Below are 26278 nucleotides of genomic sequence, written 5' to 3' on the forward strand. Positions count from 1 at the left end.
CAACTTACCACGACTTCTAGCCTTTTCGTTCTTTTTAACGAAAATTTAACCAATTAGAAACAGGACGTTAAAAATTTTTACTTATTTTATCGAATTTTCAACATTCTTCTGCTAATTATACTATTTATTTTTTGTTCTTTAATGAGATTAAACTCCCAGTCCTAAATTCCTTCTTGGCAGATATTTTTTATTAAAATGACCTTTGGCATATGCTTTAGTTCTTATATATTGTCAGTTCTTCAGTAATATTATTTGTAAAATTCGTTAAGTTTCATTATATACATATGATATAATCCCCTTAAATGGATAATGGAGGAAATTATATGCTAGAAAGGAATAATCCGATTGCCACAGCACTATTTTTCGTAGGGATTTTTATCATTGCTTGTAGTGCTGTATCAGGTCTACTTTATGGCACAAGTCTTGACTACTACTTTCTTGGACAACTACAAAGTATGTTAGGCTGGTCCATTTTTATTTCAGGAATTATTTGTGGACTTGTCTTCCTAGGCTTCTCAGAAGTTATCAAACTATTGCAAGGGATCTACAATCAAAACGAAAAACCACCAACAGATGAAAAACATGAAGTAAAATTGGCTAAATCACCGTCAGTTAAATCAATCATTACCGACCACATCTTCCAAGAAATCACTGAATTCTATCAAACCCAAAATGTGAAGGTCGCAGACATTGAGGAAACCGATCAGGAATATTTCTTTAAAGTCACATTAGAAGATGGAAGTACAGAATGGGTTGAGTTGGGTGGATTTAAACCGATTGTTCATTCGAAGAAAGATAAATAAACTTTTCCAAACAAAAAACTGTGTGAGTGAAAATCCTCGACACAGTTTTTTAATGCATTATTCATGCGAATGGTGAAATTATCAATCATAGTCCTCATAATCCTTTTTAAATAATACCTCTTTTGGGATTTGAAACCCTCTCGATCCCCGTATGTCGACTTCCTTTTTTTCGGCTGGATAATACACAATGAAATTATGCTGATTGATTTTGGCCAATCGTTTTGGCAACACCTCAAGCTCTGGATGCCACGCAATCGTTCCTCTTCTCGCACTCAATATGATCACCAAATCATCTCCATGAAACTTAGGCACATACTCTGTTTGTAAGTTGAGCCAACTATTCACTCGCCTTAACTCAAAAGGTGGATCTGGCGTTGTTTTCTTTATGTGCATTTCATACGTTTCGATAGAATCATTAAGTACGAGAATGAACAGAGAAGCACTTAGTCGACTGGTCAATACTTTGATCCTCTGGAATGCTTCAATAAATCCTGGTTTATGGTCTGATCCGTAGGGAATGATTAAAATAATTCTCCTTGTTGGTTGTACAGGATGCCCTAATTTTGAGACTAAAACAGCTTGATTCGTTTGATCGACAAAGCGATCAATAATACTGCCAAATAACCTGTTCGTCTTCCTTTCAGCATCCCAGCTAATCACAACCATACTAATCCTTTCTTCTGTAATCGCCCTGATGATTCCATTTGCGACATTCCGATCTACACGAGTGATCGGACGAACAGGAATCTCAGCACCGGAGGCATACATGACCGAATGACCAAGCATTTTTTCTGCATGTGCGACCTCTTCTTGGACTTTTCTAATGTCTTTCTGCACAACGGTTAACGTATATAAGGGCTGGTCATCCGTATGAGAGCCTTTGATTAAATTCGCTAAATCGATCAATGACTCCATTGTCTGTGGATTTGCTAACGGGATCAAAATTCGTTCTGGTCCTTCATGATATTCGTTCGGTTGCTGATCCTCTTGCAGTGCTAATTTCCTGCCAAACTTTTCAACTAAATAGGGTCCAACCATACAGGTTAGTAAAATCATGATGATGACCGCATTTACAGTTGCTTGATCGAGCAGTCCCACTTCAAACCCAACTAATGTAGAAGCCAGGGTAGCAGCAGCTTGCGGAATCGTTAATCCAACTATGACATTTCGCTCTTGCCTTGAATATCGATAAATTTTACTAATCATAAATGGTGCAGAAGCTTTCCCAATAAATACGGAAAAAACAATCGCAGCTGTAACAATCCACGCCTTTGGATTGTTGAAAAGGACACTTAAATCCATTAACATTCCTACTGATAATAAAAAGAATGGAATAAATAAGGCATTTCCTAAAAAGCGAATACGATTCATCAATGTTCCATGTTCAAGAACAAAACGATTTAAGGCTAACCCTGCCAAAAAAGCTCCGATAATCGGTTGCATCCCTGCGACAATTGCCAAAAATCCTGAAACAAAAAGTATCACCATCACATACGAAAAATTGGCTACCCCTTCATTTTCTGCATTTCGGAAAAACCATCTAGATAATTTCGGAGTTCCCCATAGAATGATGGCAACGAACACCATTAACGATAGAATCATTTTCACCCAAAAATAGACGGATAGTTGACCTGCGGTAACACCTGTGATGATAGCTAACACCAACAAAGCGAATGTATCTGTAAGAAGCGTCCCTCCTACCGCTGTTGTAACTGCCTTATTTTTCGCAATCCCCAAACGACTGGCAATTGGATAAGCCAGCAATGTATGAGAACCAAGAATAGAACCAAGGAGGATGGACGCCGTTAAACGATAGTCAAATAGAAGACCTACAGCTGTTCCTAAAAGGAGTGGAATTGTAAAGGAAAGCGAGCCAAAAAGAATGCTTCTCCTGCGATATTTTTTAAATCCATCAATGTCTAATTCCAAGCCAGCAATGAAAATAATGAACAGCAATCCGATCGTCCCTAACAAGACAATCGTTTGATCCCTTTCTAACAAATGAAATCCATGAGGACCAATCATGACCCCTGCGATAATCGGACCAATAATTCCTGGAATCTTCATTTTTTTCATCAAAATTGGCGTTAAAAAGAAAATCACCATCGCCAAGGCAAAAATAATCACAGGCTCATCAATCGGAAGACGAATCAAAAAATCCCCCCTACTTTTTATGTGAAAGCATTGATGTCTAAATCAGCATTTAGGAGATCATGTACGTTTGCATATGACATTGTATGTGCTTGGGTTGGGAATATGATTGGGAATAAGAGTGGGAAAAGTTAGGTGGACGCAGGTGTGTGCGGTTACATCGTGATGGTTTGGGTGTTTTTGGGGGATCAGAAAAAGACAGGTTTTTTGAGGACCTATCTTTTTTGTACGATATGGTTAGCCAAAACGCTCTACCATCAAATCTATAAATAATTCCATCATTCGATTCATTTTCGAATTCTTATTAACGATAAAACCTACTTCCCAAACGGCAGTGGGCACATTTATAGGAATACAAGTAATTTCACGGTATGAATTTATATCTGTTAAACTTCCAATAAAGATGAATATCCCTTTATTGAGAGTGACAAATTCATAGGCTAGATTTAAATCATGGCTTAGTTTACTGTAAATTTGAGGTATAATGTTTTCCTTCTTAAAATGTTCCATGACGACCTCAGGTAAACGAAAGGTATCATCAATCAATATCAGCTTTTCATTATTAAGATCCGAAAAAGTAATGTTTTCTTTTTTAGATAAAGGGTGCTCATTGTTAACGACTGCGACAAGTGAATGCTTCATTAATGGATAATAAGAAAAATGGATATCATTTCTTGGATTAGCTGTCAGAGCTAGATCGAGGGTACCTTCTGACACCTTTACTTCACACACTTTATCGCTGTATTCAAATATGTCGATATCGACTCCCATTTCATCCTTCCCAAGCTCTAATACATCTTTTCCTTTTATGATTCTTAATATTCCGGGAGAAAAGCCTACTTTTAACCTTTTCTGTTCACTCTCTACTTTACGATGAATCTCTTCATGAAACTGATCAAATTGCTTAATTAGTTCATCCGCCTTTGAATATAGAAATTCTCCAAAATCCGTAAGAGTCACCCCGCGCGAATTTCGATAAAATAGTTTCATTCCCATCTGCTTTTCGATATTATTTATTGTCCGACTAAGAGCTTGCTGTGTAATAAAAAGCTCTTTAGCGGCCTTTGTTAAATTCTTCGTTTCACATACTTTTAGAAAACACTTTAATTCAGCAATATCCATTAGGCGTCACCTCAAACAAGAAAAGAACTTGTACCCATAGTATACAAGCTCTTAAACTGTCACGGCGACTTAACTAATGAACATTAAGCAACATTATACTACTTTTCCACTAATCCTATAATGCATATGCATTCAGATAACCTGTTTCCATTGCATCTCTAATTCTACCTGGCTTTGCTGCATCTCCTAGTATTCTAACATTGTCAAAGTTCGATTGGATCTCTTCTACTAATTCAGTATTTGGCTTTGTTCCAAGTGAGAGAATAATATAATCAAACATAAATTCCTTCGTCTCTCCTGTATCAAGCTCCTCAAAACTTGCCTTCCCATGATCAAGTGCTAATAATTTATGCTTTGGATACATCGGAACACCCAATGGTCCAAGATGGGTCATGACATCAATCAGACTCTGGAAATATAATCCTGGGCCAATTTGATCGGCCATTTCAAAGAGGCTAACCTTATTTCCTTCTTCCGCTAATAAGTGAGCCACTTCAATCCCCGTCATTCCTGAACCAATCACTCCGACTTTTTTATTCTGCAGCGATACTTTTCCACTTAATATATCAATTGGTGTCAATATTGTTTCTCCATCAAAACCTGGAATGAAATGTGGAATGACGGGTGCTGAACCTTGAGCAATAAATACCGCATATGGGTTCAATGCTTTAAGCTCCTCCAATGTGGGTGCCGTATTAAGTCTGACATCGATATCAAATTTTTCTACCTGAGCTTTTAAATAATCGATGAGCCAATTGATTTTTTCTTTGTTTGGCGGCTTACTAGCATACTCTAACTGTCCACCAAGTCGATTAGTTTTTTCAAAGACAATAGGTTTAAATTTTCGTTCTGCCAAGATTCTTGCTGCCTCTAGCCCTGCTGGACCTGCTCCTATTACCGCCACGACTCTTCCTTTACCATCTTCTCGGAAATCGCCAAACTCAAGCTCCCTTCCAGCTTCAATATTAATTCCACATTGACAAGGAATTGGCGTTTGATCTGCTCCCATTAACGTTTCCATACAATGAAGACATGAAATACATTTTCTTATTTCATGTATCCGTCCCTCTTTTGCCTTGTTAGACCATTCAGCATCAGCAAAATGCTGTCTTGCGGACCCAACGAAATCAAGTTTTCCTTCGGCAATAATTTGATCCGCATACTCAGGGTCCCTAATAACAGCTACCCCTATAACTGGAATGCTAACTTCTTTTTTCACAGCTTCTGATAAATGAATTTTCCAGCCTTGCTCGAAAGAAGTAGGTTCCCACGCTGTATTCATCGTTTCGTAAGTTCCTGAACTCACATCGATCGCATCGACTCCTAATTGCTCAAGGCGCTTGGCAATTTTCACTCCTTCTGGAAGTTGCAGGCCATCATCAGGAAATCCAACAGTATCTGCAAACTCCTCAACCGATAAACGAACGAGCATTGGAAATTCTTTTCCACATTCATTTCTGATTCCTGTCACGATTTCTTCTAAAAAACGCATTCTATTTTCTAAGCTTCCACCGTATTCATCTGTCCTTTTATTTGCACGAGGACTTAAGAATTCATGAATTAAATAGCCATGAGCACCATGGACCTCAACCCCATCAATACCAGCATTTTTCAATCTTACAGCCGCTTTAATGAACTTCTCTACTAGCTCTGAAATTTCATCTTTTGTCATCGCGGTAGTAGGCTGATGAACGGTTGGGCATTCAATATCACTAGGTGCCATCATGGGCAAATTTCCATTTAAAACACTGATTCCTTGTCTACCAGGATGATAGATTTGCACAACAATCTTACCGTTATAGTGATGGACTTCGTCCGCAAGCTGTCTAAGTCCTGGAATAAAACGGTCATCTGCAACAGATATTTGATGAGAATTCCCTCTCCCTCTTTCACCATCTACAAATGCACATTCCGTTATCACTACGCCAACTCCACCTTTAGCCCTCGCCCCATAAAAAGCGATATCCTTATCAGACACACTACCATCGGGATTTGCTAAATAATTCCCCATCGCAGTCATCACTATCCTATTTCTCGTTTCCATCGTTCCAATTCTTCCTGAAGAAAATAAATGTTTTAACATACCAGACTCCTCCTTCGTTATATTAACTTGTGAAAATATTCACAAGTTGTATTAAAAAATAAAAAGCAATATCGTTAGCAATTTTGAAATAGTTGCTTCGTATCACCTTCTATCTTTATACTAGAATCTTTTGTGGGATTTTAAAAACAGTTCGCGGTTGTGGGAGGTACAAGGAAATGTGGTGGCTAGTTTTTTCGTACTTCCATATTTTCGAAGTCAATGATTAATTTATTGGCAAGAAAAAATCACTGCCGATGATTCCCTCAAATCCGTGCATTTCTCTGACATCACAAAGTTGTATAGTGAAATTATCGAGTTGGAACTCATCTATTGTCATGCCTCTCACTTTTTGCTCAATGCAAATTTCCGTACCGTCAATTTCATACATTTTACGAGTAATGGTATTTTCTAAATCAAGCATAAGCTCGATTTCTTCACATAAGTCCGTATCTAAAATGGTCGAAGAACATCCGGTATCAAGTAAAATATTACTAAAAGTCTTTTTTATTCCGTTGTATTCAATCCTAACAGAGACTAAAGGCAAATGATCTGCCATTTCAAATTTCATACTCTTCTCCGCACCCCAATATATGGTTGCTCAATTACCTTTATTTCCTTATTATTCGTGTGAAATATATATAATTCACGACTTTGATTTTCTGCGTGTAGTTTTTTATACTCTTTCCATGCTGCATTACCGTTCTCAAAATCATCGATTAACGACATTTCTTCGATAATTCTCTCTTTTCCTCTTGTTTCAGATTTAATTGCTTCTACTAAGACACACACCTCTCTGGAAAATGCTCGCGAACTTCAGACCATTTCATTAACATCCACTCCCAGATTTATATCCTTGTATAAAAGGAACTAATATAATTATTATCTCATATATGTATGTATAGTTTCACCTTCAGTCACTAATTTGAAAAGAAGGTTTCTTACACTTCACCTTTCTAGTTTGACAGGTACGTCCTTTGATAAATTGAATTTTACATCATTAAGTCTTTACCAAAAAGGTAGTCACTGCTGCAACTACCCTTTTAAAAAGTATCTTACAACCCTAGTAGAACTCTTTCCACTAGGAGTATCTCTTATAATTGTAAATCTGAACACTCCTAATGACTCCATTGCTCCACAAACAGAGGGTAACCTATCTCTCAAACCCATTTCCTTATGTATATCACCAGATCTTAGGTCGATGTAATCTTCTCCACTATCACGAGCAATGCTCAATTTAGAAATGACGTACTTACGAATTTCTTCTGTTAATCCTTTACCGACTACTATCCTTCCATTACTATTAATCGGTCGGTAACTTATATTTGAGGTTATCTCAATTTTTTTGCTCGATTTGTATTGGATTGCAAAGTCGTTGATACTCTTCAAGGCATCCAAGTGCATACTTAGGTTGTCCATCATAAATCCAATCTGCCAGAAGAACATATCTAACAACTTCATAGGTGTGTAATGTACCCCGTCATTACTGAAGAGCTTCTTACATTTCTCAAATTCTTCAATATTTTGATTATAAAAATCTATTAATTCCTGCAAACTTGATTCATTAAATTGCGTTCTAATTTCAAATAATGATAAAGCCTCTTTGAAATATCGATCATATGCAGGAACATTTCCATATACACCTAGTAATATCTTTGAAGCCAAAGTATCTGTTACATTAACAATTGACGGTTCACCGTTTATTTCATGAATATTGTCTTGATAAGCTTTTTTAGATTCGTTTATAAGATTATTAATATCTGCACTATAGTCATAATCGAATGGCTGACTTTTATCAAAGTAATGAAAATAACTTGGATTCAACACTATCTTTTTCAAGAAATGTAAATGAACCTTATAGTCCTTCTGAAGTAGAAATGAACTCCCCCTCAGCATACCCCAACTAGCAAGATAGAAAGCTAAATGAAGACTAGCTTGATCTAATATTTTTTCATCTTTTAAATTATGATAGTTTTGTGAGAAAAAATTATAACAATGTTCCCATGACTTGAATCTATGATTGCTATCCTTGATAGAAAGTTCATGATATTTATAAAGCGTTTCATAAATCATCCTAATTCTCCTTTACTGTAATCAATATTAATTGTTCATCTGATATCTAGCAGGACCTCTAAATACTTCTTTCACGTGCCATGTAAAAATAAGTCTTTTGGTTAGTAGCTTGGGTGTATGGGTTCTTTTATTTTTTGCCCATGATATCGTATTAACCACTCATCAAATCCATGTGTACCATGGGCTCTTTCTGATACAAGCATTTCCTTATTTTCGAAAAAAAGTAAATACGCCTCTATCAAATAGCTTATGATGCATCGTGCACAAGGCCAGTCCATTTTCCTCTACATCTGGACCTCCAGCTTGATGCCACTTAATATGCGCAGCTTCCACGCCTACTAAATTTTGTCCATGTCGAACATTGAATCCACAAATTGCGCAACTATATTCATACGCCTGTAAAATTTTATTTCTAAACTTCGGATCCCTCTGTTTTTTTCTAATATATTGAAACTTTAAACCTACTGCATTCAATATTTCTTCGTGAAGAGATTCAGCAAAGTGCCCATGTAGAATTACATCTGCTACCTCTTGCATAAGAGTTAAATCATTTTCAAGTAGTTCCAATATCTCGTCTTTAAAACTTCCAATCACATTATTCTTTAGTAAAAGTGAATCACTATAATTCGTACTATCCACATCACTAGATAAGTCCCAAATTCCATCATTATAAAGACGAACAAAAGGATGCTCTGGGTGATACCTTTGTCTTTGAGGACCGAACTCTATTAATAGATTTTTCAAATCATCTTTAATTTGCTCATACGGAAGATTAGTTTTTGAAAAGATGGCTATCAATATCCTGGAGTCTCCACTTTCCAAAAAGATACCGATGGTACCATCTCTCATGTCGCTAATGCCCCATTTGGACCTGGGGATGAGTTCTGTTCTGTCTGGTACTTATTTGATTTGCTTCCATCTGGTCAAGAAGGCTATCATCCGAAACGGAAAATCAATTAAAATTCCGAGTTCGATTTGACTAATAATATCGCTATCCAAGTGAACAACCAAACAGAAGCAGCTGCTTTCTATTCCAATATACTTGGAATGACTGAAGTCTTTACGAACAAATCAGAAACAAATACTAAGAAGGGTAGTCCCAAAGACGACAACCCTTCTACTTTAAGTTATAATGCCCTCTCCAACTTCTCCAAAAACCCCTTCAACACATGGGCCGCTGTGACACAGTCATTCAAACTCGTCCATTCTTTTGGATTGTGGCTGATTCCGTCTTGGCTGCGGACAAAGAACATGGCGATTGGGATTTGTCGTCCAACAATCATAGCGTCATGTCCTGCACCACTGGGAATATAAATGGGCTCAATTCCATTTTCCTTAAGTGACTCTGCTTGTAGCTCTTGCATTTTCCTTTCTACAGGAACTGGAGCAACGTCTAATGTTTTCTCCCATTTTACTTCTACATGATGAATTTCGGCAATTCGTTTTGCTTCTTGAATAACTAAGCCAGCTAACTCTTCTAATGAATCCTTATGAATGTCGCGTACATCAACACTAAGTCTTACTTCTCCTGGGATTACATTGCTGCCATTTGGAAAAACATGCACCTGACCCACTGTCGATACAGCCGATGAACTAACCTTTTTCGGTAATGTGCTGTTCATTAGAATAAATTCACCTGCTGCAACTAATGCATCTTTGCGGTCATTCATTGGGGTGTTACCAGCGTGTCCTGCTTGTCCGATAAAGGAAAGTTCTAAACCAAATAGTCCAGAAATTCCTGTTACGATTCCTACTGGTTTATTATTCTTCTCAAGCTGTTTCCCTTGCTCAATATGCACTTCAACAAAGGCGGCTATTTCATTGGGGTCTCTTGATGCAGAGAAAAAAGTATCGGCAGAAAGCCCGTTTTTTTCTAGTACCTCTTCAAAAGGTACTCCTTCATAATCTTTTATTGGCAAATTAGCTAAATAGCCCATCATTGCTTGACTACCGGTAAGACCAGAATTAAATCTTGAGCCTTCTTCATCGGAAAAAATCACCATTTCAAAGGATCTAATTGGTTGTACATTCGTCGCTTTCCATGCTTCGATCGCTTCCAATGCGGTAAGAACACCTAACACACCATCGAAATGCCCGCCATTTGGAACTGTATCAAGATGTGAACCAGACATAATGACTGGAAGCTCATTTTGTTTGCCTACTAATCTACCGAAAACATTTCCAGCCATGTCTTCTCTCACTTCAAGCCCTGCCCCTGTCATCCATTGTTTGACAAGCTCTTTTGCTTGCCTTTCTTCATCGGAAAAGCCGATTCGACATGAGCCTAAATCATTTGTCAATCCAATGTTGGCTATCGCTTGAATTCTCGAAGCAAGTCGTTCTCCCTGAACCCCTGAATAATCGAGCCTAAAATCATATTCAGCTAAAAGTCTCTCCTTAATTTTACTCATATCCTCTTCTCCTTCTCCTAAAATGAAGAAAAGACTGCCAATATTTCTCTTCTAGCAGTCTTATCATTTCGTTGTACTCGTGATTTTTCGTAAATGCACGTGGTTATCTCGAATTTATTAATTTTAGGACCTGATATACAGCCAATCCATAATATGAATGTCTCAAATATTCATTCAAACACCGACATTTACACCCACACATTAATTTCACCCGGCATTATTCGCTGGCCGCTCTTGTCTATTTTAGCAACAAAGTTGACGAAAAGAGCCCTCTTCTCTAGCCGTTCACTTCTATTTTTCTACTAGTCAATTCTTCTAGTTTTTTGATGTCCATTTCAATTCCTAAGCCAGGTTTATCTGACAAGGAGATGAATTTCTTCGTGAAAGGCAATTGTGCGACATCTTTTGAAAACATTAATGGTCCTACAAGTTCATGGCTTTGAATGGCCTTTTTCGCTGTTGCCAGATGTAGTCCAGCCGCTGAGGCAACGGATGATTCGACCATTGAGCCGACCTGACAGGTGATTCCTGCCATCTCGGCGATATGAACAAGTTGACTCCCTCGGTACAGTCCGCCACACTTCATCAGTTTAATATTGATTTTGTCGGCCGCTTTTTTCGAAATGACCTCTCGCATTTCTTTTAAACTATGAAGTCCTTCATCAATCATCACGGGTATAGTCGTTTTGGCTCTCACTTCTACTAAAGCGTCAATATCATGTGCAACGACAGGCTGTTCGATCCAATCCATGTCATATTCCTCTGTTTGACGAATAACGGAGATAGCTTGAGCTGATGTGACCCAACCTTGATTGGCATCCACTCTAATGGAAAAGTGTGGGCCAACAGCTGCTCGTACGGCACGGATTCTTTCAACATCCTTTTTTGCATCTGTTCCGACCTTTAGTTTAATAGAGGCATAGCCTTCTTCTTTGGCTGCTTTCGCTTGTTTTGCCATTACTTCCGGTTCTAAAATGCTAAGAACTTTCGGGACTTCAAGCTGATTGTGATAGCGTCCACCTAATAAATCATAAACAGGTACTCCTGCTTTTTTTCCCATTAAATCATAACAGGCAATATCAATCGCCGCTTTAGCAGAAGTGTTGCCATACAATAATTGAGCCATTTTTTCATGAATCGCTTCAATTTGAAAAGGACTTTCTCCGATCATTCCAGGCAATAGAAATTTCGTTAAGGCACTTATGACTCCATCGAATGTTTCACCTGTCACATGTTCATCAGGTGTCGCTTCGCCATATCCAACGAGTCCGTCATCTGTCCGTAATTCTAGAATGACCGACGGCATATTCTCGTACGTATGATAGCTAATAATAAATGGTTCGATAAAAGGTAAATGAATACCATAGACTGTCGCCGAGATGATTTTCATAAAATCTCTCCATTATTTAAGTAATGTACCACTGCATCTGATAACAGCTTAACGGTCGGTACGAACATATTTTCATCCAAATCAAATTTGGGATGATGGTGACCATATGGAAGGTCTTTATTGCCAACCCCAATGAATGTATACATTCCTGGAATACGGTCGGTATAGTAGGAAAAATCTTCGCTACCTAATTGTGGATCCATTTCCACCACAGTTGATTCACCAAATAGATCAATCGCTTTTTCTTTCATAATCGCATACAGTTTTTCATTGTTTGTAACCGGTGGATCTCCATAAGAGTAGTCAAGCTCATATTTAGCACCGTAGGAAAGACAAATTCCAGCGAGGATGTCTGCTAGTCTCTTATGAACCTGCTTTGATACATGTGGATTGAAGTGACGTACGGTTCCAGAGAGAGTGGCTTGATCCGGAATGACATTATAGGTCGATCCTGATTTAAGCTCCCCAATACTAATAACCGCTGGTTCGATTGGATTTAATGACCGGCTTACAATCGTATGGATTTGCATGATCGCCATCGCAGCGATTAAGGTTGGATCGACAGTTTCATTTGGCATCGAACCGTGACCACCTTTTCCGAAAATGCGGATATTGAATTCATCCGCCCCAGCCATTACAGGACCTGACCGAACACCAATCGTGCCTGCAGGAAGTGGTTGCCAAAGATGGTACCCGAAAATCGCATCGACTCCTTTTAGACCGCCAGCTTCTACCACTTCACGGGCTCCACCTGGAATTGACTCTTCAGCGTGTTGGAAAATAAAGCGGATGGAGCCATTAAATTGATGCTGATTCTCTTTAAAGAAATGGACCAAACCTAGCAAAATCGCCATATGTCCATCATGTCCACATGCGTGCATCGTGCCGTTATTTTTCGAGGCAAAAGGAAGTCCAGTTTCTTCATTAATCGGTAAAGCGTCCATATCTGCTCGGAGGGCAACCATTTTTCCAGGAGCCCTTCCTTCAATCTCAACGGCAACATCTTTTCCCGAAAAAGAAAATGGTTTCAATCCTAATAATTCTAGTTCTTTTTGAATGAATCCCCGCGTCTTCACCTCATGATGAGAAACTTCAGGATATTGATGAAAATGGCGTCGGTACTGTACCATTCTTCCTTGTAAGATTGACCAATCCATTGTAAGACCTTCTTTCATTTCTATTGGATCACTGATAGCCAATTAGGTGAGCCACTAATACAAATATTGCACCAAGAGAGTAATGAATTAAGATAAGCGGCCAAATCCATTTGACCCATTTAATCCATGAAATTCCCGCTAAAGCTAACCCCGCCATGAAATAACCAGATGTTGGCGTGAAAATATTGGAAATTCCATCACCGAATTGAAACGCTAATACAGCCGTTTGTCTTGTAACTCCTACTAAATCAGATAATGGAGTCATAATTGGCATCGTTAATGCTGCCTGTCCACTTCCTGATGGAACAATAAAATTGATTAAGCATTGAACGACATACATCCCTATCGCCGATAATTGTGATGGCAATGCGCCTACTGCGTTGGCAAGTGAGTAAAGAATTGTATCCATGATATTTCCATCTTGAAGAATAACGAGAATTCCATAGGCAACCCCTACAACGAGCGCCCCAAGGACGAGGACTTGACAACCGTTAACAAAGGATTCTGCCATCTTACTAAAAGACATTTTTGACACTATACCAATGGCAATTCCCATAAGTATGAATAGTCCGGCAATTTCATTTAAATACCAGCCAAATTTTATAACACCAAAGGCCAAAGCAATAAGGGCAATAAGTAGAATCGCAAAAGCTGCTTTATGTCTTCCAGTAAAGGCGACATTTTTCTGGCTTCCTAAACTACCAAGCACTTCTTGGCTTTCATTATAGACTAAGCTTAACTCTGGGTTTTTCTTCACCTTACTTGCATAGCGCATAACATACCAAATACTCGCACCTAAGAAAATAACTAAGAAAATGATTCGTAAAAGCATGCCTGAAAAAATCGGAATTTCCGCAATACCTTGGGCAACACCCACTGTAAATGGATTCATGAAGGCTGCCGTGAAACCAGCTGATGTTCCAAGTAACACAATGGCTGCCCCAACGATCGAATCAAAGCCGACCATAATGACTAGTGGGACAATAATTGTTATATATGGAATCGTTTCTTCCGCCAAACCGAGCATCGCTCCGGAAAGTGCAAAAAATGTCATCAGGACAGGAATAAGGAAATGTTCTTTTCCATTCAATTTTCCTGTAATACTATGAACCGCCCCTTCAATCGCTCCGCTAGCACGTAATATTCCAAAAGAACCACCGACAATAAAGATGTAAAAAATAATACTTGCAGATGATTCCATTCCTTTATGAATCGATTGAAAGATTTCGAGAAAAGAGACAGGTGTGCTATCGAGGGCATGGTAGCTTCCATCGACCACAACCGTTCTTCCTTGTTCATTTTCAACTCGATCATACCCACCAGCGGGGACCAAATATGTACTGATCGATGCAATAATAATAACGGAAAATAAAATGACAAATACATGGGGAACTTTCCATTTTTGCGGCGGAACCTCTGGACTAACTTTTTCGATGTTTGCTGACATGATCTTCGCTCCTCTTCACTATTCGAATTCTTGCTACTGCCTTTTTCGTCGTTAATATGTCGCTTTTTAAAAATGGAGTTCGTTCCTCTTCTTTTTGTGTTGCACCAATCTAACGTCGCTAATATGTCGCTTTTTCGTGTGATAACTCCTTTCCTCACTACTTTTTCGAATGTTAATAATTTTAAGTTAATTATAAATATACATTTTCTAGACTGTCAATACAAAGTTCCCATAAGTGAAATGGCTATTTTACTAGAAACGTATAGATGCCCCTAGGTCTTCCGTATTGATAAAGCTGTTCTTCGCCAATTTTATAAACGAGTTGTAGATCGATAAGTTTTTTCAATAATCGTTCAGCAGAGCGCCTTGTAACGGAAAAACTATTGGCAAGATCCTCTGTTGTAAATTGGTTTTTCGGTAATGACTCCACAAAAGACAAAAATTGATTCAGCTTCGCAACGCTCACCCCTGCTTTTTTGGCCCATTCTTGAATTTGTTTATCGTAGCTTTTTAATTGGTAGGACTTACTCTCTTTTTCCCCCAATGGCCCAATAAGTGTTTCAGTATCAGTGACAATAAAGGCAATATTGGTTCCTTCATACTTTTCCGTATGCGACAAAGCAATTTTCGCATTACGCTTCGCCTCATTAAGTGTTAGTCCAAACCCAACCCCTAGTTTCATTGGGATCTTCAATTGATGAACGGGAAAAACTTGATAGTATCTTGTTGTCTGCTCCAGACTTCCTCTCGTGCTGTAAAACGTCAATAGCCCATTCTTCAAATATCGAGTCGAACTTTCAAACTCTTCATCAATATATTGGAAGAGCTCTTGGACCACATTTTCCGCTAGGGTCTCTGATTGTAATGAAATATAACCAACTGCCATTTGCGATTGCCTTGCCTGATAGATATTGGATTGAGCGATTGCTTCGTCCATCGCTTCTAACACATTTTTCTTTGGGTCAATCAATTTTCTGCAAGGGATGCCTTTTGCTTGTAACCCGTCATAAACGGCATGAATACTTGTTAAGGTAATATCCACTTCTCCTTGTTGATGAAGGTGCTCATGGTACGCCATAATCTTATTCGTTGAAAAATGGGCGGATGTTTTTTTATCAAAAATGTATGGATAATCGATCAGCCACATTAAATCTTCTTGAAGATGCACATCATGAAGGCACTGTAAAAGAATAGAGCTATCTGGGATATCAATGGAGATTCGTTCGAGTCTGTAGCCCTCATGGTACAGTAATTGAAAAAGGGAAATGGAAAGCATGTACTCGTTTATTGGGATATACAAGCATGGTTTCTTATAAGTTGTTAAAATCTCTTGGGCAAAATAATAGGGTAATAGACCTGAGAACAGAAGCACATCGCAATAGATTGCCTTGTCAATGTCCTTTACGACATCTTCAGGTTTGTTATAAATGAATGGAATTAATAAAATATCGGTTCTGTCTTTCGTGTATGCTTGGGCTTGCTCCACCATTGCTCTAGATCCAAAAAACGCAATTTGTGTCGGCACAATATCACCACCTTTGTTTTTATTAAGTTCATTGTATAATTTTTCATTGTTGAATTATAGATTTTTTTTGGATGTGAATTTCATGTCTATCAGTTTTGGCTCTCGAGCCTCGAGATGGTGCTAATAAATAGCAGGAAAAATTCCTGCTATTAACGAACTGCTATTCCAACTGGCAGAAATAACGGAAGAAATTCCGCCTATTGACTCGAAACATTCATAAATCAACGTTTTTTCACTTCATAAGCGGAAAAACTTCCCTTATTTGCCCGAAAAACACGCCCATAAGGAAAATAGCAGGAAAAATTCCTGCTATTAACGAACTGCTATTCCTTGGCTGATTTTAGAAACCATATTCAATCTGGACTTTATCGAAAAGCTGTACCCTACTCGTTAGCAGGTACGGCTTTTATCGTTTTCACATCACACTAAAAGTTCTATCTATATTTTTAATGCAATAATCCTGATTCCTTTGTTTTTTGTTTGAATTTTTCTGTATGCTTATTGATCGTTGCTTTCAGAAATACTCCTATGACGAGTGCGATTGCTGGGAATATCAAAATATAAATAACATCGTCCAATACTCTGTCCCATACCATTCCCCCAACCGCTTCACGAAGTAATCCAACTGCATAAGTGAAAGGTAAAAATGGGTTAATAAATTGGAAAAATTCAGGGAGCAAAACAACAGGGTAAGTCCCCCCTGAACCAGCAATTTGTAGTACTAATAGAACAATTGCAAGAGCCTTGCCTACATTCCCAAAAACAGATACTAATGTATACACAATGGCCATAAATACAAAGCTGCAAAGAATGCCAAATAAGACAAACCAAATCGGCTCCTTTGTCTCCACTTGCAGTAATAAAATATTCCCAATCGTAACAATGACAGTTTGCAATAAGCCTATACTCATAAAAGTGAATAATCGTCCAAAATATATTTGTCTATCTGTATAATTTCCTTTTTGATGGACCTCTGTTGATAATAAGGAAATTAACAACAAACCACCAACCCATATGGCTAATACAGTATAAAATGGAGTCATTCCTGTTCCATAATTAGCTATCGTAAATAATCGATGTTCATTAAGAACTACCGGCTCAGCAAAAAAGCCTCGCTCTGCTTCGGGATCATTTTGCAATAGCTGAATGATTTCATTTATATCCGTTTCACCTTGAATGGTACGTACTCTTCCAGCCAACTCATTTACTTTTTCATTTATATAAGGAAATTCTCCATTAACATCATGCAGGATTCCCTTCGCCTCAGATAAGTTGCCTTCTGTTCGTGATAACATTCTTTCCACTTCTGGAATCGTAGATTGAATATCTAGAAGAATGCCGCGTGCATCTGTTAAAGTATCTGTGGCATTCGTTACCCCAGCTCTAATTCTCGGTTCTATCGTCTCATTATATTCCTTAACAAATGCATCTACTCGTCCAATTTCTTTCACTGTCCGGCCTTGTAACTCAGCAAAAATTGCATTTATTTCCTCTTGTTTTTCTTCTAATAGCGAATTAATGGTTTGAACTTGATTTTGTAACTGTTTTAAATTCTCTCTTATTTGAGTCAGCTCACTTAACGCATTACGAATCGAATCTAGATTTTGATTTGGTTCCCCTTCCTGCTCATCGTTGTTATTTTGTTTTTGATATTGGTCAAGTGCCTCCTCAATTGTATCGATAGATTGGAGCATTTCATTTATTTGTTCATTTAATGAATCATTTAATTGCTTTTCTTTTGTAAAATCAATTCCCGCACTATTAATAGTTTCTTCAAAATCCTCTACTCGTGCTAACATATTTTGAATTTTCCCTAAATCCTCTTTAACTTTTGGAGCTATCTCATCCAAGCGCTTTTCAGCTTTTTCGAGAAATTGCGCCGTTTCATCGATAATTTGCAATCCACTTTCTGTTGCCTTTCTGGCTCTAGTAGTAAGACTATGTGCCTGTTCAATCAAACCATCTGCTCGCTCGGCATCTTCAGTCGTTTCAGTCAGGATTTTATGAATTTCCGGCAGTTTCTCTTCCAACGTAAAAATATAATGTTCGAAGTTTTTTATGTCAGGCAAGTTTTCTTTCAACTCGATCCCTAATTCATTAAATATCTCAAAAATAATCCCATTAACTGTTGATATAAATTGACTGGTAACTTGTTCAACAATCACACTTGCCCCTTTTTCTGTTATTTTGGGTGCTATAGCGTTAATCTTTTCATTCACATAGTACTCTACACTTGCTTTACCTGGATGGTCACCAATCACTGTTCCTAATCTTTCTGAAAAATTTTCTGGGATAACTAATACAGCATAATAATCTCCATATTCTAATTTATCCATTGCCACTTCACGATTTACAAAACGCCAGTCCATTGATTTGTTTTCTTGTAATGTGTCTATGATTTCATCTCCAACATGAATCTCTTGATCACGTACTATGGAGCCCTTGTCTTCATTCACAATGCCAATAGGGATTTGGTCGGTTTGAGCGTATGGATCCCAAGATGCTTTTATATTCAACCAAGCATAAAGGGATGGCAGTATGACTAATCCAGCAATTACAACAGCAGCTGCCCAGTTTGTACGAATATTTCTTATGTCATTAATGAATATATTCCAACTAGCTTTCATACGAATACTCCTTGTCTTAAGATATTGAACGAAAGAAATCTCCTTAATTAGATATCATACCCATTCTTTAAGTTCATACTTAAAATTGTCAGGGTTACCATCTCTCAATACTCTTAAAATCGTTTATCGATATAAAACGATAGTTGATAGGCAACCACAACTTCTTTCTACATCCTTATTTATTTAAAAAAAGCAGATAAAGGAATAATATAAAATATGAGGAAAGGAGCATGTTATCAATGCAATTCTATCGTGAGAGTAAAGAAACGGTTCTCGAGCATTTGCAAACAGCAGAAAATGGGGTAACCCAGCAAGAAGTACAAAAACGATTGGAAAGAGACGGCTATAACGAAATTAAAGGGAAAGAAAAAGTACCAACGTGGAAAATATTTTTAGAAACCTTTAAAGATTCGATGGTCATTGTCCTTTTAATTGCGGCTGGGGTACAGTTAGCCCTTGGAGAAGTAGTTGAGTCGATCATTATTTTTCTTGTTCTCATCATTAATTCTGTTATTAGTGTTGTCCAAACGAAAAAGGCTGAAGGCTCACTTGAAGCGTTACAGAATATGTCTGCTCCAAGTGCGAAAGTCATTCGGAATGGTGAACGACAAACAATAGCAGCTAGAGAGCTTGTCGTCGGGGATATGGTCTTACTGGAAGCAGGTGATTATGTACCTGCGGACGGGCGGATTCTAGAAAGTGGTTCGTTAAAAGTCAATGAAGGAATGCTTACTGGTGAATCAGAAGCTGTCGAAAAAAATGAAGAAGCGATTGAGCAAGAAGTAGCCTTAGGTGATCGCCGAAATATGGTGTTTAGCAGTTCCTTAGTTGTCTATGGTCGCTGTACATTCGTTGTTACCGGTACGGGAGAACAAACAGAGATTGGGAAAATAGCTGGCTTAATTGCAACGGCAAAAGAGAAACAAACACCATTGCAGCGAAAACTAGATGTATTCAGTAAAAAGCTCGGCATCGGGATTCTAATCCTTTGTATTCTCATATTTTTAGTAGAAGTTGGCCGAATCTGGTTTGGCGACAGTACAGAAGATATGACAACCGCTATTTTACACTCATTAATGTTTGCAGTAGCCGTAGCTGTTGCGGCGATTCCTGAAGCACTATCATCAATCGTAACAATTGTATTATCTGTAGGTACAAATAAAATGGCAAAACAGCATGCGATCATTCGCAAATTACCAGCAGTCGAAACATTAGGTTCCACCAGTGTCATTTGTACCGATAAAACAGGGACACTAACGCAAAATAAAATGACGGTTACGAATTATTTCATCCCCAATAGCGGGAAAAAGGACTCTCTTCCAAAAGCTCGTGAAAATTGGAGTTCCGAAGAAGAAATGCTTTTTAACATTATGGTGCTTTGTAATGATTCTTATATTAATAATGAAGGAAAAGAAGTCGGGGATCCAACAGAAGTAGCTCTGATTAATTATGTGCATCACTTTGAAAAAATCAGACAGCGGTACAGACGAGAAGGAGAATTACCATTCGATTCTGACCGAAAATTAATGTCGACGATCTACACCATTAATGGTTCTAGGATGCTTCTAACTAAGGGCGGACCGGATGTTATGTTTAACCGTGCTAGTTATGTGCTCATGAATGGAAAAGAAGAAGCTTTAACAGATGAGTTATTACAGCTTTTTCAAAAAACAAATGAAGATTATTCAAACCAAGCCCTTCGCGTCCTTGCTTATGGATATAAACAACTACCGACTGACAAAAGCACGATTAATCACGATGATGAACATCATTTAGTATTAGTCGGTTTAACTGCCATGATCGATCCACCTCGTGAGGCTGTCTATGGGTCCATTGAGCAAGCCAAGCAGGCCGGCATTCGAACGGTTATGATAACAGGCGATCATAAAACAACTGCACAAGCTATTGGGAAAGACATCGGACTTATGGGTGAACATGATATTGCTCTAACAGGTCAGGAACTAGATGCGCTGTCTGAAGCAGAATTAGACGAGAAATTAGAACAGATTTCTGTCTACGCACGTGTGTCCCCAGAGAATAAAATTCGGATTGTTCGTGCTTGGCAAAAGAAAAATAAGATTACGGCTATGACTGGTGACGGAGTCAATGATGCTCCAGCACTGAAGCAAGCAGATATCGGCATCGCCATGGGAAGTGGGACTGATGTTGCCAAGGATGCATCTGCAATGATTTTAACAGACGATAATTTTGTTTCGATTGTGAACGCCGTTAGTGTCGGCCGTACCGTATTCGATAATATTAAAAAAGCAATCGGTTATCTATTCGCTGGAAATTTAGGGGCAATTATTGCGATTTTATTCGCCGTCATTATGGGTTGGTCCAATCCTTTTACCGCCCTTCAATTATTGTTTATTAACTTAGTGAATGATTCGTTACCGGCTATTGCATTGGGAATGGAGAAATCAGAACCAGGTGTCATGAAGAAAAAACCTCGTAAAATTGATGAGGGGATTTTCGCTGGCGGCACGATGCGAGCGGTATTAACGAGAGGAACTCTAATCGGAATTGCCGTTATCATCGCTCAATACATCGGATTGCAACATTCAGCAGAATTAGGTGTGGGAATGGCCTTTTCAACTTTAATTCTTTCACGGACCCTACAAACATTTGCTGCACGTTCAACTACACAAACAGCAATCGGAGCGGGGTTATTTAGCAACAAATATGTAATCGGTGCTGTAGCATTAGGTTTTGTTCTGTACGGGATTACCCTTTTACCATTTGCTCGTGAAATCTTTGCCATTCCAGTTGTATTTGGCTTTGAAGAGTGGCTCATTGCATTCGGACTTTCCTTAGGAGCGCTTATCTTGATGGAAGTTTTAAAAATAATTGCACGACCAAAATAAAAGACTTACAAAAAATGTCAGGTACCATTCGTGGACAGCACATCCATCGTGGTACCTGACATAGGCTTATGAATTCATTAATTTCACATGCCGTAATACGTACTTTAAGGAAGTCGTAACAGCAAAAATAACCATTAAAACTAGCGTAATCGTCGCACCTGGTGGAGTTCCTAATTGATAGGATGCGGTTAAACCACTTAACATCCCCACTAATGCAATAACCATCCCTATCAAAATGACTCCATTGAAACTTTTGCTTAAGCGTAGGGAAATGGCAGCTGGTAAAACAATAATCGCTGAAACAAGCAAGGCCCCGACAATCGGCATAATGACTGCGATCGTGACACCGGTTAATACATTAAATAAAATCGACATCGTTTTGATCGGGAGTCCAGCAGTAAAAGCTGTTTCCTCATCAAAAGTAAGAACATACATCGGTTTCCGGTAAATGAAATATAATCCTCCGATTATGACCGTTAATCCTAGTAAGAGCCATATCTGTTCTTTACTAATCGTAACAATGGAACCAAATAAAAATTGCGTAATACTTAATGTTGCGCCACCATCACTTATTCCCATAAGAACAAGCGCTACTGCCATTCCTACAGACATTAATATGGCAATCGAAATTTCTGAGTAGGTACGATAGATTTGACGCAAAAATTCAAGTAAAATCGCAATGACGATCACCACTAAAATATTGGTCCAAGTCGGATTAACACCAATTAATAAACCTAGCGCTACACCTGCTAATGAAATATGGGATAATGTATCAGCCATTAAAGACTGTCTCCGTAAGATCAGAAACAAGCCTAAGACTGGGGCAATTAATGAGATAAGGAATGAGGCTTGGAAAGCTCTTTGCATGAATCCATAGAAAAACATCTCCAAGGGGAATCCTCCTTCCGTATCAGCTCAATATGCTTATTTGCGTAATGACGAATCTCTTCATGATCGTGTGTAACCATTAAGATGCCCTTACCATGTTCCTTGCTATTATGCTGCAATATTTGATAAAAATCATCTCGAGAACGTACATCCATTCCAGTTGTTGGTTCATCTAAAATAAACAAATCAGGATCGGTTGCGAATACTCGAGCAAGGGAAATTCGCTGTTTTTGCCCACCTGATAATTCTCCAATCTTTTTATGACGCATCTCCCACATTCCCACTGATTCAAGCGAGCGACGTACATGCTCTTTATCTTCTTTATCTAATCTTTTAAACCATTTGCCTCTTTGATAGCGACCGGATTGTACCAATTCAAGGACAGTACTCGGGAAACCAGCATTAAAGGACGCAATTTGCTGCGATACATAACCAACAACAAGCCTCTCACCAAGGCGATTTTTTGGTGAGAGGTGGACACTTCCTTTTGATGGTTTGAGTAGCCCTAAAATATTTCGTAGTAGTGTTGTCTTAGCTGCACCATTTTCTCCTGTCAGCATCACAAAATCTCCTGGGTCTACCTCAAATGAAATATTTTCCAAAACCGGTTCTTCTTCATAATGAAAGGCAAGATTTTTCACTTCAATATAGTGCACAGTAAAGCGACCTTTCTATGATGGAATTCTTTCTACTAAACATTCATTTTTTAATAGGAACAAGTGCGACTATTGGACACTTAACTGTAGTGCTTTCAAATTTTCACGCATTGCATCTAAGTAGCCCAAATCTTTTTCTTGTAGTTCTTTAGATAATACCTCTAAATCATACAAAATAGCAGTCTCTGTTCCTGTTTCATTTGCAACTGTTTCAGCAATGGCGGAATTAGCTCCCTGTTGATAATATATCACAGGCACATCATTTTCTTCTACTAGTTTTCCAATCTCCGCAATCCGTGATGGGCTTGGTTCCACTTCTGTAGACAAGCCACCAATGGCAATTTGTTCTAAATGATATCGCTTAGCAAGATATCCAAACGCTTGATGTTGTACGACAAAAACGCGATTGCTAGCATCTTTAAGTGCAGCCTCATATTCTTCATCTAACGCTTGAAGCTCTTTATTGAATGCTTCTGCATTTTTTTCATAAACATCTTTTCCATCTGGATCTGCTTTAATAAGAGCATCACGAATCACATTCACTTGCGCTTGAGCCAACACCGGATCTAACCAAATATGTGGATCATGGTTTTCATGATCATCTATCACAACAGACACTGGTTCCGATTCTGCATAGGCATTATGATCGCCATCAAATAGTACGGCCCGAACCTCGAAGCTTTCACCTGTCGTTTTATATTCAAAATGGTTGCTTCCTTGTCCAGACACGACTTCCCATTCCTCATCTTCACTTCCACGTGTATACCAATGCCAATGATCAAACTCGACTTCTTCTCCGAGCTGAGCCTCTAAAGTCACGACATCTCCAGTATGATAATGATCAGCCAATCCAGCGATTTCTATCGTTTTGGCAGCCTCTTCACCGTTTTCATGACTATGTTCATGCCCTTCCTCTTCGCCACTTTCATGACTATGTTCATGGCCTTCTTCTTCACCACTTTCATGACTGTGATCATGACTTTCTTCTTCCCCATGCTCATGGTCAGCATCTTCGCCATGCTCATGTCCATGATCATTAATGACAATTTCTACTGGTTCTGACTCTGCGTAAGGATTGTGATCCCCATCAAATAGAACTGCTCGTAACTCAAAACTTTCTCCAGAAGCTTCATATTCGAATTCAGGCCCTCCTTGATTCGGAACCGCAGCCCACTCCTCGTCAGCACTAGATCTTGTGTACCAGCGCCAATGATCAAATTCAGTTTCATCCTCTAATTCAGCCGTTAATTGAATCATATCTCCAGTATGATAATGGTCCTTAACACCATGAATGGACATGCTGTGAGCCGCTTCCTCGCCATGTTCATGATCTTCGTGAGCATCTTCATCATGATCATGATCATGGTCATGCTCTGCCTCAACTCCATCAGCTGTACGAGCGATGACTAGATCATCATTCTCAGTCGTTTTTAATAAGCTCTCAACCCAATGTTCCATTTCTTCGCTGCTATAGACAAACACATCAGCCTCATTAACACGTGCTACATCTTTTGCACTTGGTTCATAATGATGCGCATCTTCCCCAGCCGATACCATTAACGTTACATCTGCTCGGTCCCCTGCTACTTGCTGAGCAAATTCATACATAGGATAAAATGAAGTGACAACGGAAAGTTTTTTATCCTCAGTTCCTGCTTCTTCATTCTGACATCCATAAAGAATCATTGAAAAAATTAAAAGAGTCACTAAACATATTTTTTTCATCTTTGTTTTAACCTCCAACACTAGACTTTAAATCGAAGTAATTACGATTTAAAGTCTAGTATTCTCTTATACTTTCTTAAATTAAATACCGGGTAAACTATATCAATATTAATGTGCTAACATATCTCGTACTAAACCATCTGCATCCAACTTAGCAGGATAATACGTTGGCCAATTATCCAACTTTCCTAGCAATTTGTTTCGGTCATCTCCTGCATATAAATGATAGTGATAAGATTTAGAAGGGAAAATATAGTGATCACTGAAAAGAATATAATTAGGCAATACATCAGGTCCATCGACTAATTTAAATGCAAAGCGCACTCCTTTTTTTCCTTCACCTTTATCAAGTATTTCAAATCCATCATTTGCATATGTTCCTGTTGTCTCTTTTCCATCCTCATAAAAAGTGACAGTATCACCTTTAATAACTATTCGTTCAACCGTTGTTTTATACGCAGTTTCATAATACTCTTTGTATTCTTCAGCTGTCTTATCCCCATTTACTTCTGCCTTATGTTCAAATACTTCATCTAAATCTCCAGATAATAGATAAGGATAAACCGACTGCCAATCACCTTCCCAATCAGACAGTTCACGATCTTTTACTTGACTATCTTCAAAATAACCTTGATAGATTTTTTTGCTTTCTTCATCATTTCCATGATGGTCATCAATAACGATTTTAACAGGTGCAGATTGTACGCTAGGATTATGATCGTCATCAAATAAAACGGCTTTTAATTCCAATCCATCTATCGTTGCCTCGCCTGTGAATGTCTCTGTTTCTTGTCCTGAAACTGTTTCCCATTCATCACTTGCACTTTCTCTACTGTACCAATGCCAATGGTCATGATCTGATTCTTCATCTAGCACGGCAGTTAACTCAATCTTATCACCCGTATGATAGTGGTCACCAAGTCCTTCAATTTTTATTCCTTCTGGTGCTTCATTGTCATGCGAGTGTCCTTCATCATGCTCATGATCATGTTCCTCTTCTTGATGTACCTCTACATCTTTTTCTTCTTCTCCATCTACTTTCTCAGCCTCTTTTCCTTGACATGCCGTCAAAAGTAAACTGAATACCAATAAAATAAATAAACCCCAAAGTTGTCTCTTCACTTTCTTTCTCCTCTCAAATACATTATATGTAAATCGTAATTATTACGTTTTATACCGTACCACTTGCTGGCTAATTCTGTCAAGGGATATTTATGATTGTCTTAAAACCAAATCTTGTAAAACGTTATGTATAAAAGGATCTCATTATACGAAAATAAAAAGGGATGTCCTCTTCTCATTCGGTAGAAGATGATTTAATCTATAGTAAAGATTTTTATCTTTCAATAGATGTGC

18 protein-coding genes and 1 pseudogene are annotated in these 26278 nt (G+C 38.3%); 2 read left to right on the forward strand and 17 right to left on the reverse strand.

Annotated features, from left to right (window positions below; genetic code table 11):
• Nucleotides 1-323: 323 nt before the first annotated feature.
• Entirely contained in the window at nucleotides 324-803 is a 480-nt protein-coding gene (locus BMSHG_RS05850) for a hypothetical protein (protein ID WP_019153506.1), read from the forward strand.
• A gap of 81 nt (nucleotides 804-884) precedes the next feature.
• Here the strand turns inward: BMSHG_RS05850 and BMSHG_RS05855 are convergent, their stop codons facing one another.
• From BMSHG_RS05855 to BMSHG_RS05915, 13 genes and pseudogenes are all read right to left on the reverse strand, one after another.
• Nucleotides 885-2957, reverse strand: coding sequence for a cation:proton antiporter (locus tag BMSHG_RS05855; protein ID WP_019153507.1), 2073 nt, complete (start codon nucleotides 2955-2957; stop codon nucleotides 885-887).
• A gap of 234 nt (nucleotides 2958-3191) precedes the next feature.
• Nucleotides 3192-4076, reverse strand: coding sequence for a LysR family transcriptional regulator (locus BMSHG_RS05860; RefSeq protein ID WP_019153508.1), 885 nt, complete (start codon nucleotides 4074-4076; stop codon nucleotides 3192-3194).
• Between the two features lie 115 nt (nucleotides 4077-4191).
• Nucleotides 4192-6159, reverse strand: coding sequence for an oxidoreductase (locus BMSHG_RS05865; RefSeq protein WP_019153509.1), 1968 nt, complete (start codon nucleotides 6157-6159; stop codon nucleotides 4192-4194).
• 223 nt (nucleotides 6160-6382) lie between these two features.
• Nucleotides 6383-6727 carry an aspartyl protease family protein gene (locus BMSHG_RS25785; RefSeq protein WP_019153510.1) on the reverse strand — a complete coding sequence of 115 codons (345 nt, stop codon included), beginning with the start codon at nucleotides 6725-6727 and terminating at the stop codon, nucleotides 6383-6385.
• Nucleotides 6724-6948 carry a hypothetical protein gene (locus BMSHG_RS25790; RefSeq protein WP_019153511.1) on the reverse strand — a complete coding sequence of 75 codons (225 nt, stop codon included), beginning with the start codon at nucleotides 6946-6948 and terminating at the stop codon, nucleotides 6724-6726. Before BMSHG_RS25790 ends, BMSHG_RS25785 begins: the two co-directional genes overlap by 4 nt.
• 243 nt (nucleotides 6949-7191) lie before the next feature.
• Complete coding sequence (locus BMSHG_RS05880; protein WP_019153512.1) at nucleotides 7192-8229, reverse strand: hypothetical protein; 1038 nt, start codon at nucleotides 8227-8229, stop codon at nucleotides 7192-7194.
• Between the two features lie 27 nt (nucleotides 8230-8256).
• Nucleotides 8257-9003, reverse strand: a pseudogene (locus tag BMSHG_RS25795) (phosphorothioated DNA-binding restriction endonuclease); the annotation flags it as partial.
• Between the two features lie 353 nt (nucleotides 9004-9356).
• Entirely contained in the window at nucleotides 9357-10640 is a 1284-nt protein-coding gene (locus BMSHG_RS05890; protein ID WP_019153514.1) for a Zn-dependent hydrolase, read from the reverse strand.
• Nucleotides 10641-10917: 277 nt separating this feature from the next.
• Complete coding sequence (locus BMSHG_RS05895) at nucleotides 10918-12030, reverse strand: mandelate racemase/muconate lactonizing enzyme family protein (protein WP_019153515.1); 1113 nt, start codon at nucleotides 12028-12030, stop codon at nucleotides 10918-10920.
• Complete coding sequence (locus BMSHG_RS05900) at nucleotides 12027-13187, reverse strand: M20 metallopeptidase family protein (protein WP_034658563.1); 1161 nt, start codon at nucleotides 13185-13187, stop codon at nucleotides 12027-12029. Before BMSHG_RS05900 ends, BMSHG_RS05895 begins: the two co-directional genes overlap by 4 nt.
• A 28-nt stretch (nucleotides 13188-13215) precedes the next feature.
• A complete protein-coding gene (locus BMSHG_RS05905) occupies nucleotides 13216-14634 on the reverse strand; it encodes a YfcC family protein (RefSeq protein WP_019153517.1) in 1419 nt (472 codons plus the stop codon).
• Between the two features lie 244 nt (nucleotides 14635-14878).
• Nucleotides 14879-16159 carry a hypothetical protein gene (locus BMSHG_RS05910; protein WP_019153518.1) on the reverse strand — a complete coding sequence of 427 codons (1281 nt, stop codon included), beginning with the start codon at nucleotides 16157-16159 and terminating at the stop codon, nucleotides 14879-14881.
• 446 nt (nucleotides 16160-16605) lie between these two features.
• Nucleotides 16606-18786, reverse strand: a complete 2181-nt coding sequence (locus BMSHG_RS05915) for a YhgE/Pip domain-containing protein (protein WP_019153519.1) — start codon at nucleotides 18784-18786, stop codon at nucleotides 16606-16608.
• 239 nt (nucleotides 18787-19025) lie between these two features.
• Here BMSHG_RS05915 and BMSHG_RS05920 point away from each other — a divergent pair, with 239 nt between their 5' ends.
• Nucleotides 19026-21653, forward strand: a complete 2628-nt coding sequence (locus BMSHG_RS05920; RefSeq protein WP_019153520.1) for a cation-translocating P-type ATPase — start codon at nucleotides 19026-19028, stop codon at nucleotides 21651-21653.
• Between the two features lie 66 nt (nucleotides 21654-21719).
• On the opposite strand, the gene BMSHG_RS05925 is transcribed toward BMSHG_RS05920, so the two are convergent.
• The 4 genes from BMSHG_RS05925 to BMSHG_RS05940 all read right to left on the reverse strand — a co-directional run bounded on the left by BMSHG_RS05925 (nucleotide 21720) and on the right by BMSHG_RS05940 (nucleotide 26044).
• Complete coding sequence (locus BMSHG_RS05925; protein ID WP_019153521.1) at nucleotides 21720-22544, reverse strand: metal ABC transporter permease; 825 nt, start codon at nucleotides 22542-22544, stop codon at nucleotides 21720-21722.
• On the reverse strand, nucleotides 22481-23197 hold the full coding sequence (locus tag BMSHG_RS05930) for a metal ABC transporter ATP-binding protein (protein WP_019153522.1): 717 nt from the start codon (nucleotides 23195-23197) through the stop codon (nucleotides 22481-22483). Before BMSHG_RS05930 ends, BMSHG_RS05925 begins: the two co-directional genes overlap by 64 nt.
• Before the next feature lie 69 nt (nucleotides 23198-23266).
• Entirely contained in the window at nucleotides 23267-24922 is a 1656-nt protein-coding gene (locus BMSHG_RS05935) for a metal ABC transporter solute-binding protein, Zn/Mn family (protein ID WP_019153523.1), read from the reverse strand.
• Between the two features lie 108 nt (nucleotides 24923-25030).
• The gene (locus tag BMSHG_RS05940) at nucleotides 25031-26044 is read right to left on the reverse strand and encodes a metal-binding protein ZinT (RefSeq protein WP_019153524.1); all 1014 of its coding nucleotides are present in this window, start codon (nucleotides 26042-26044) and stop codon (nucleotides 25031-25033) included.
• Nucleotides 26045-26278 lie beyond the last annotated feature (234 nt).

Origin of the sequence: Robertmurraya massiliosenegalensis JC6 (assembly GCF_000311725.1) — a bacterium.
Taxonomy (GTDB): domain Bacteria; phylum Bacillota; class Bacilli; order Bacillales; family Cytobacillaceae; genus Robertmurraya; species Robertmurraya massiliosenegalensis.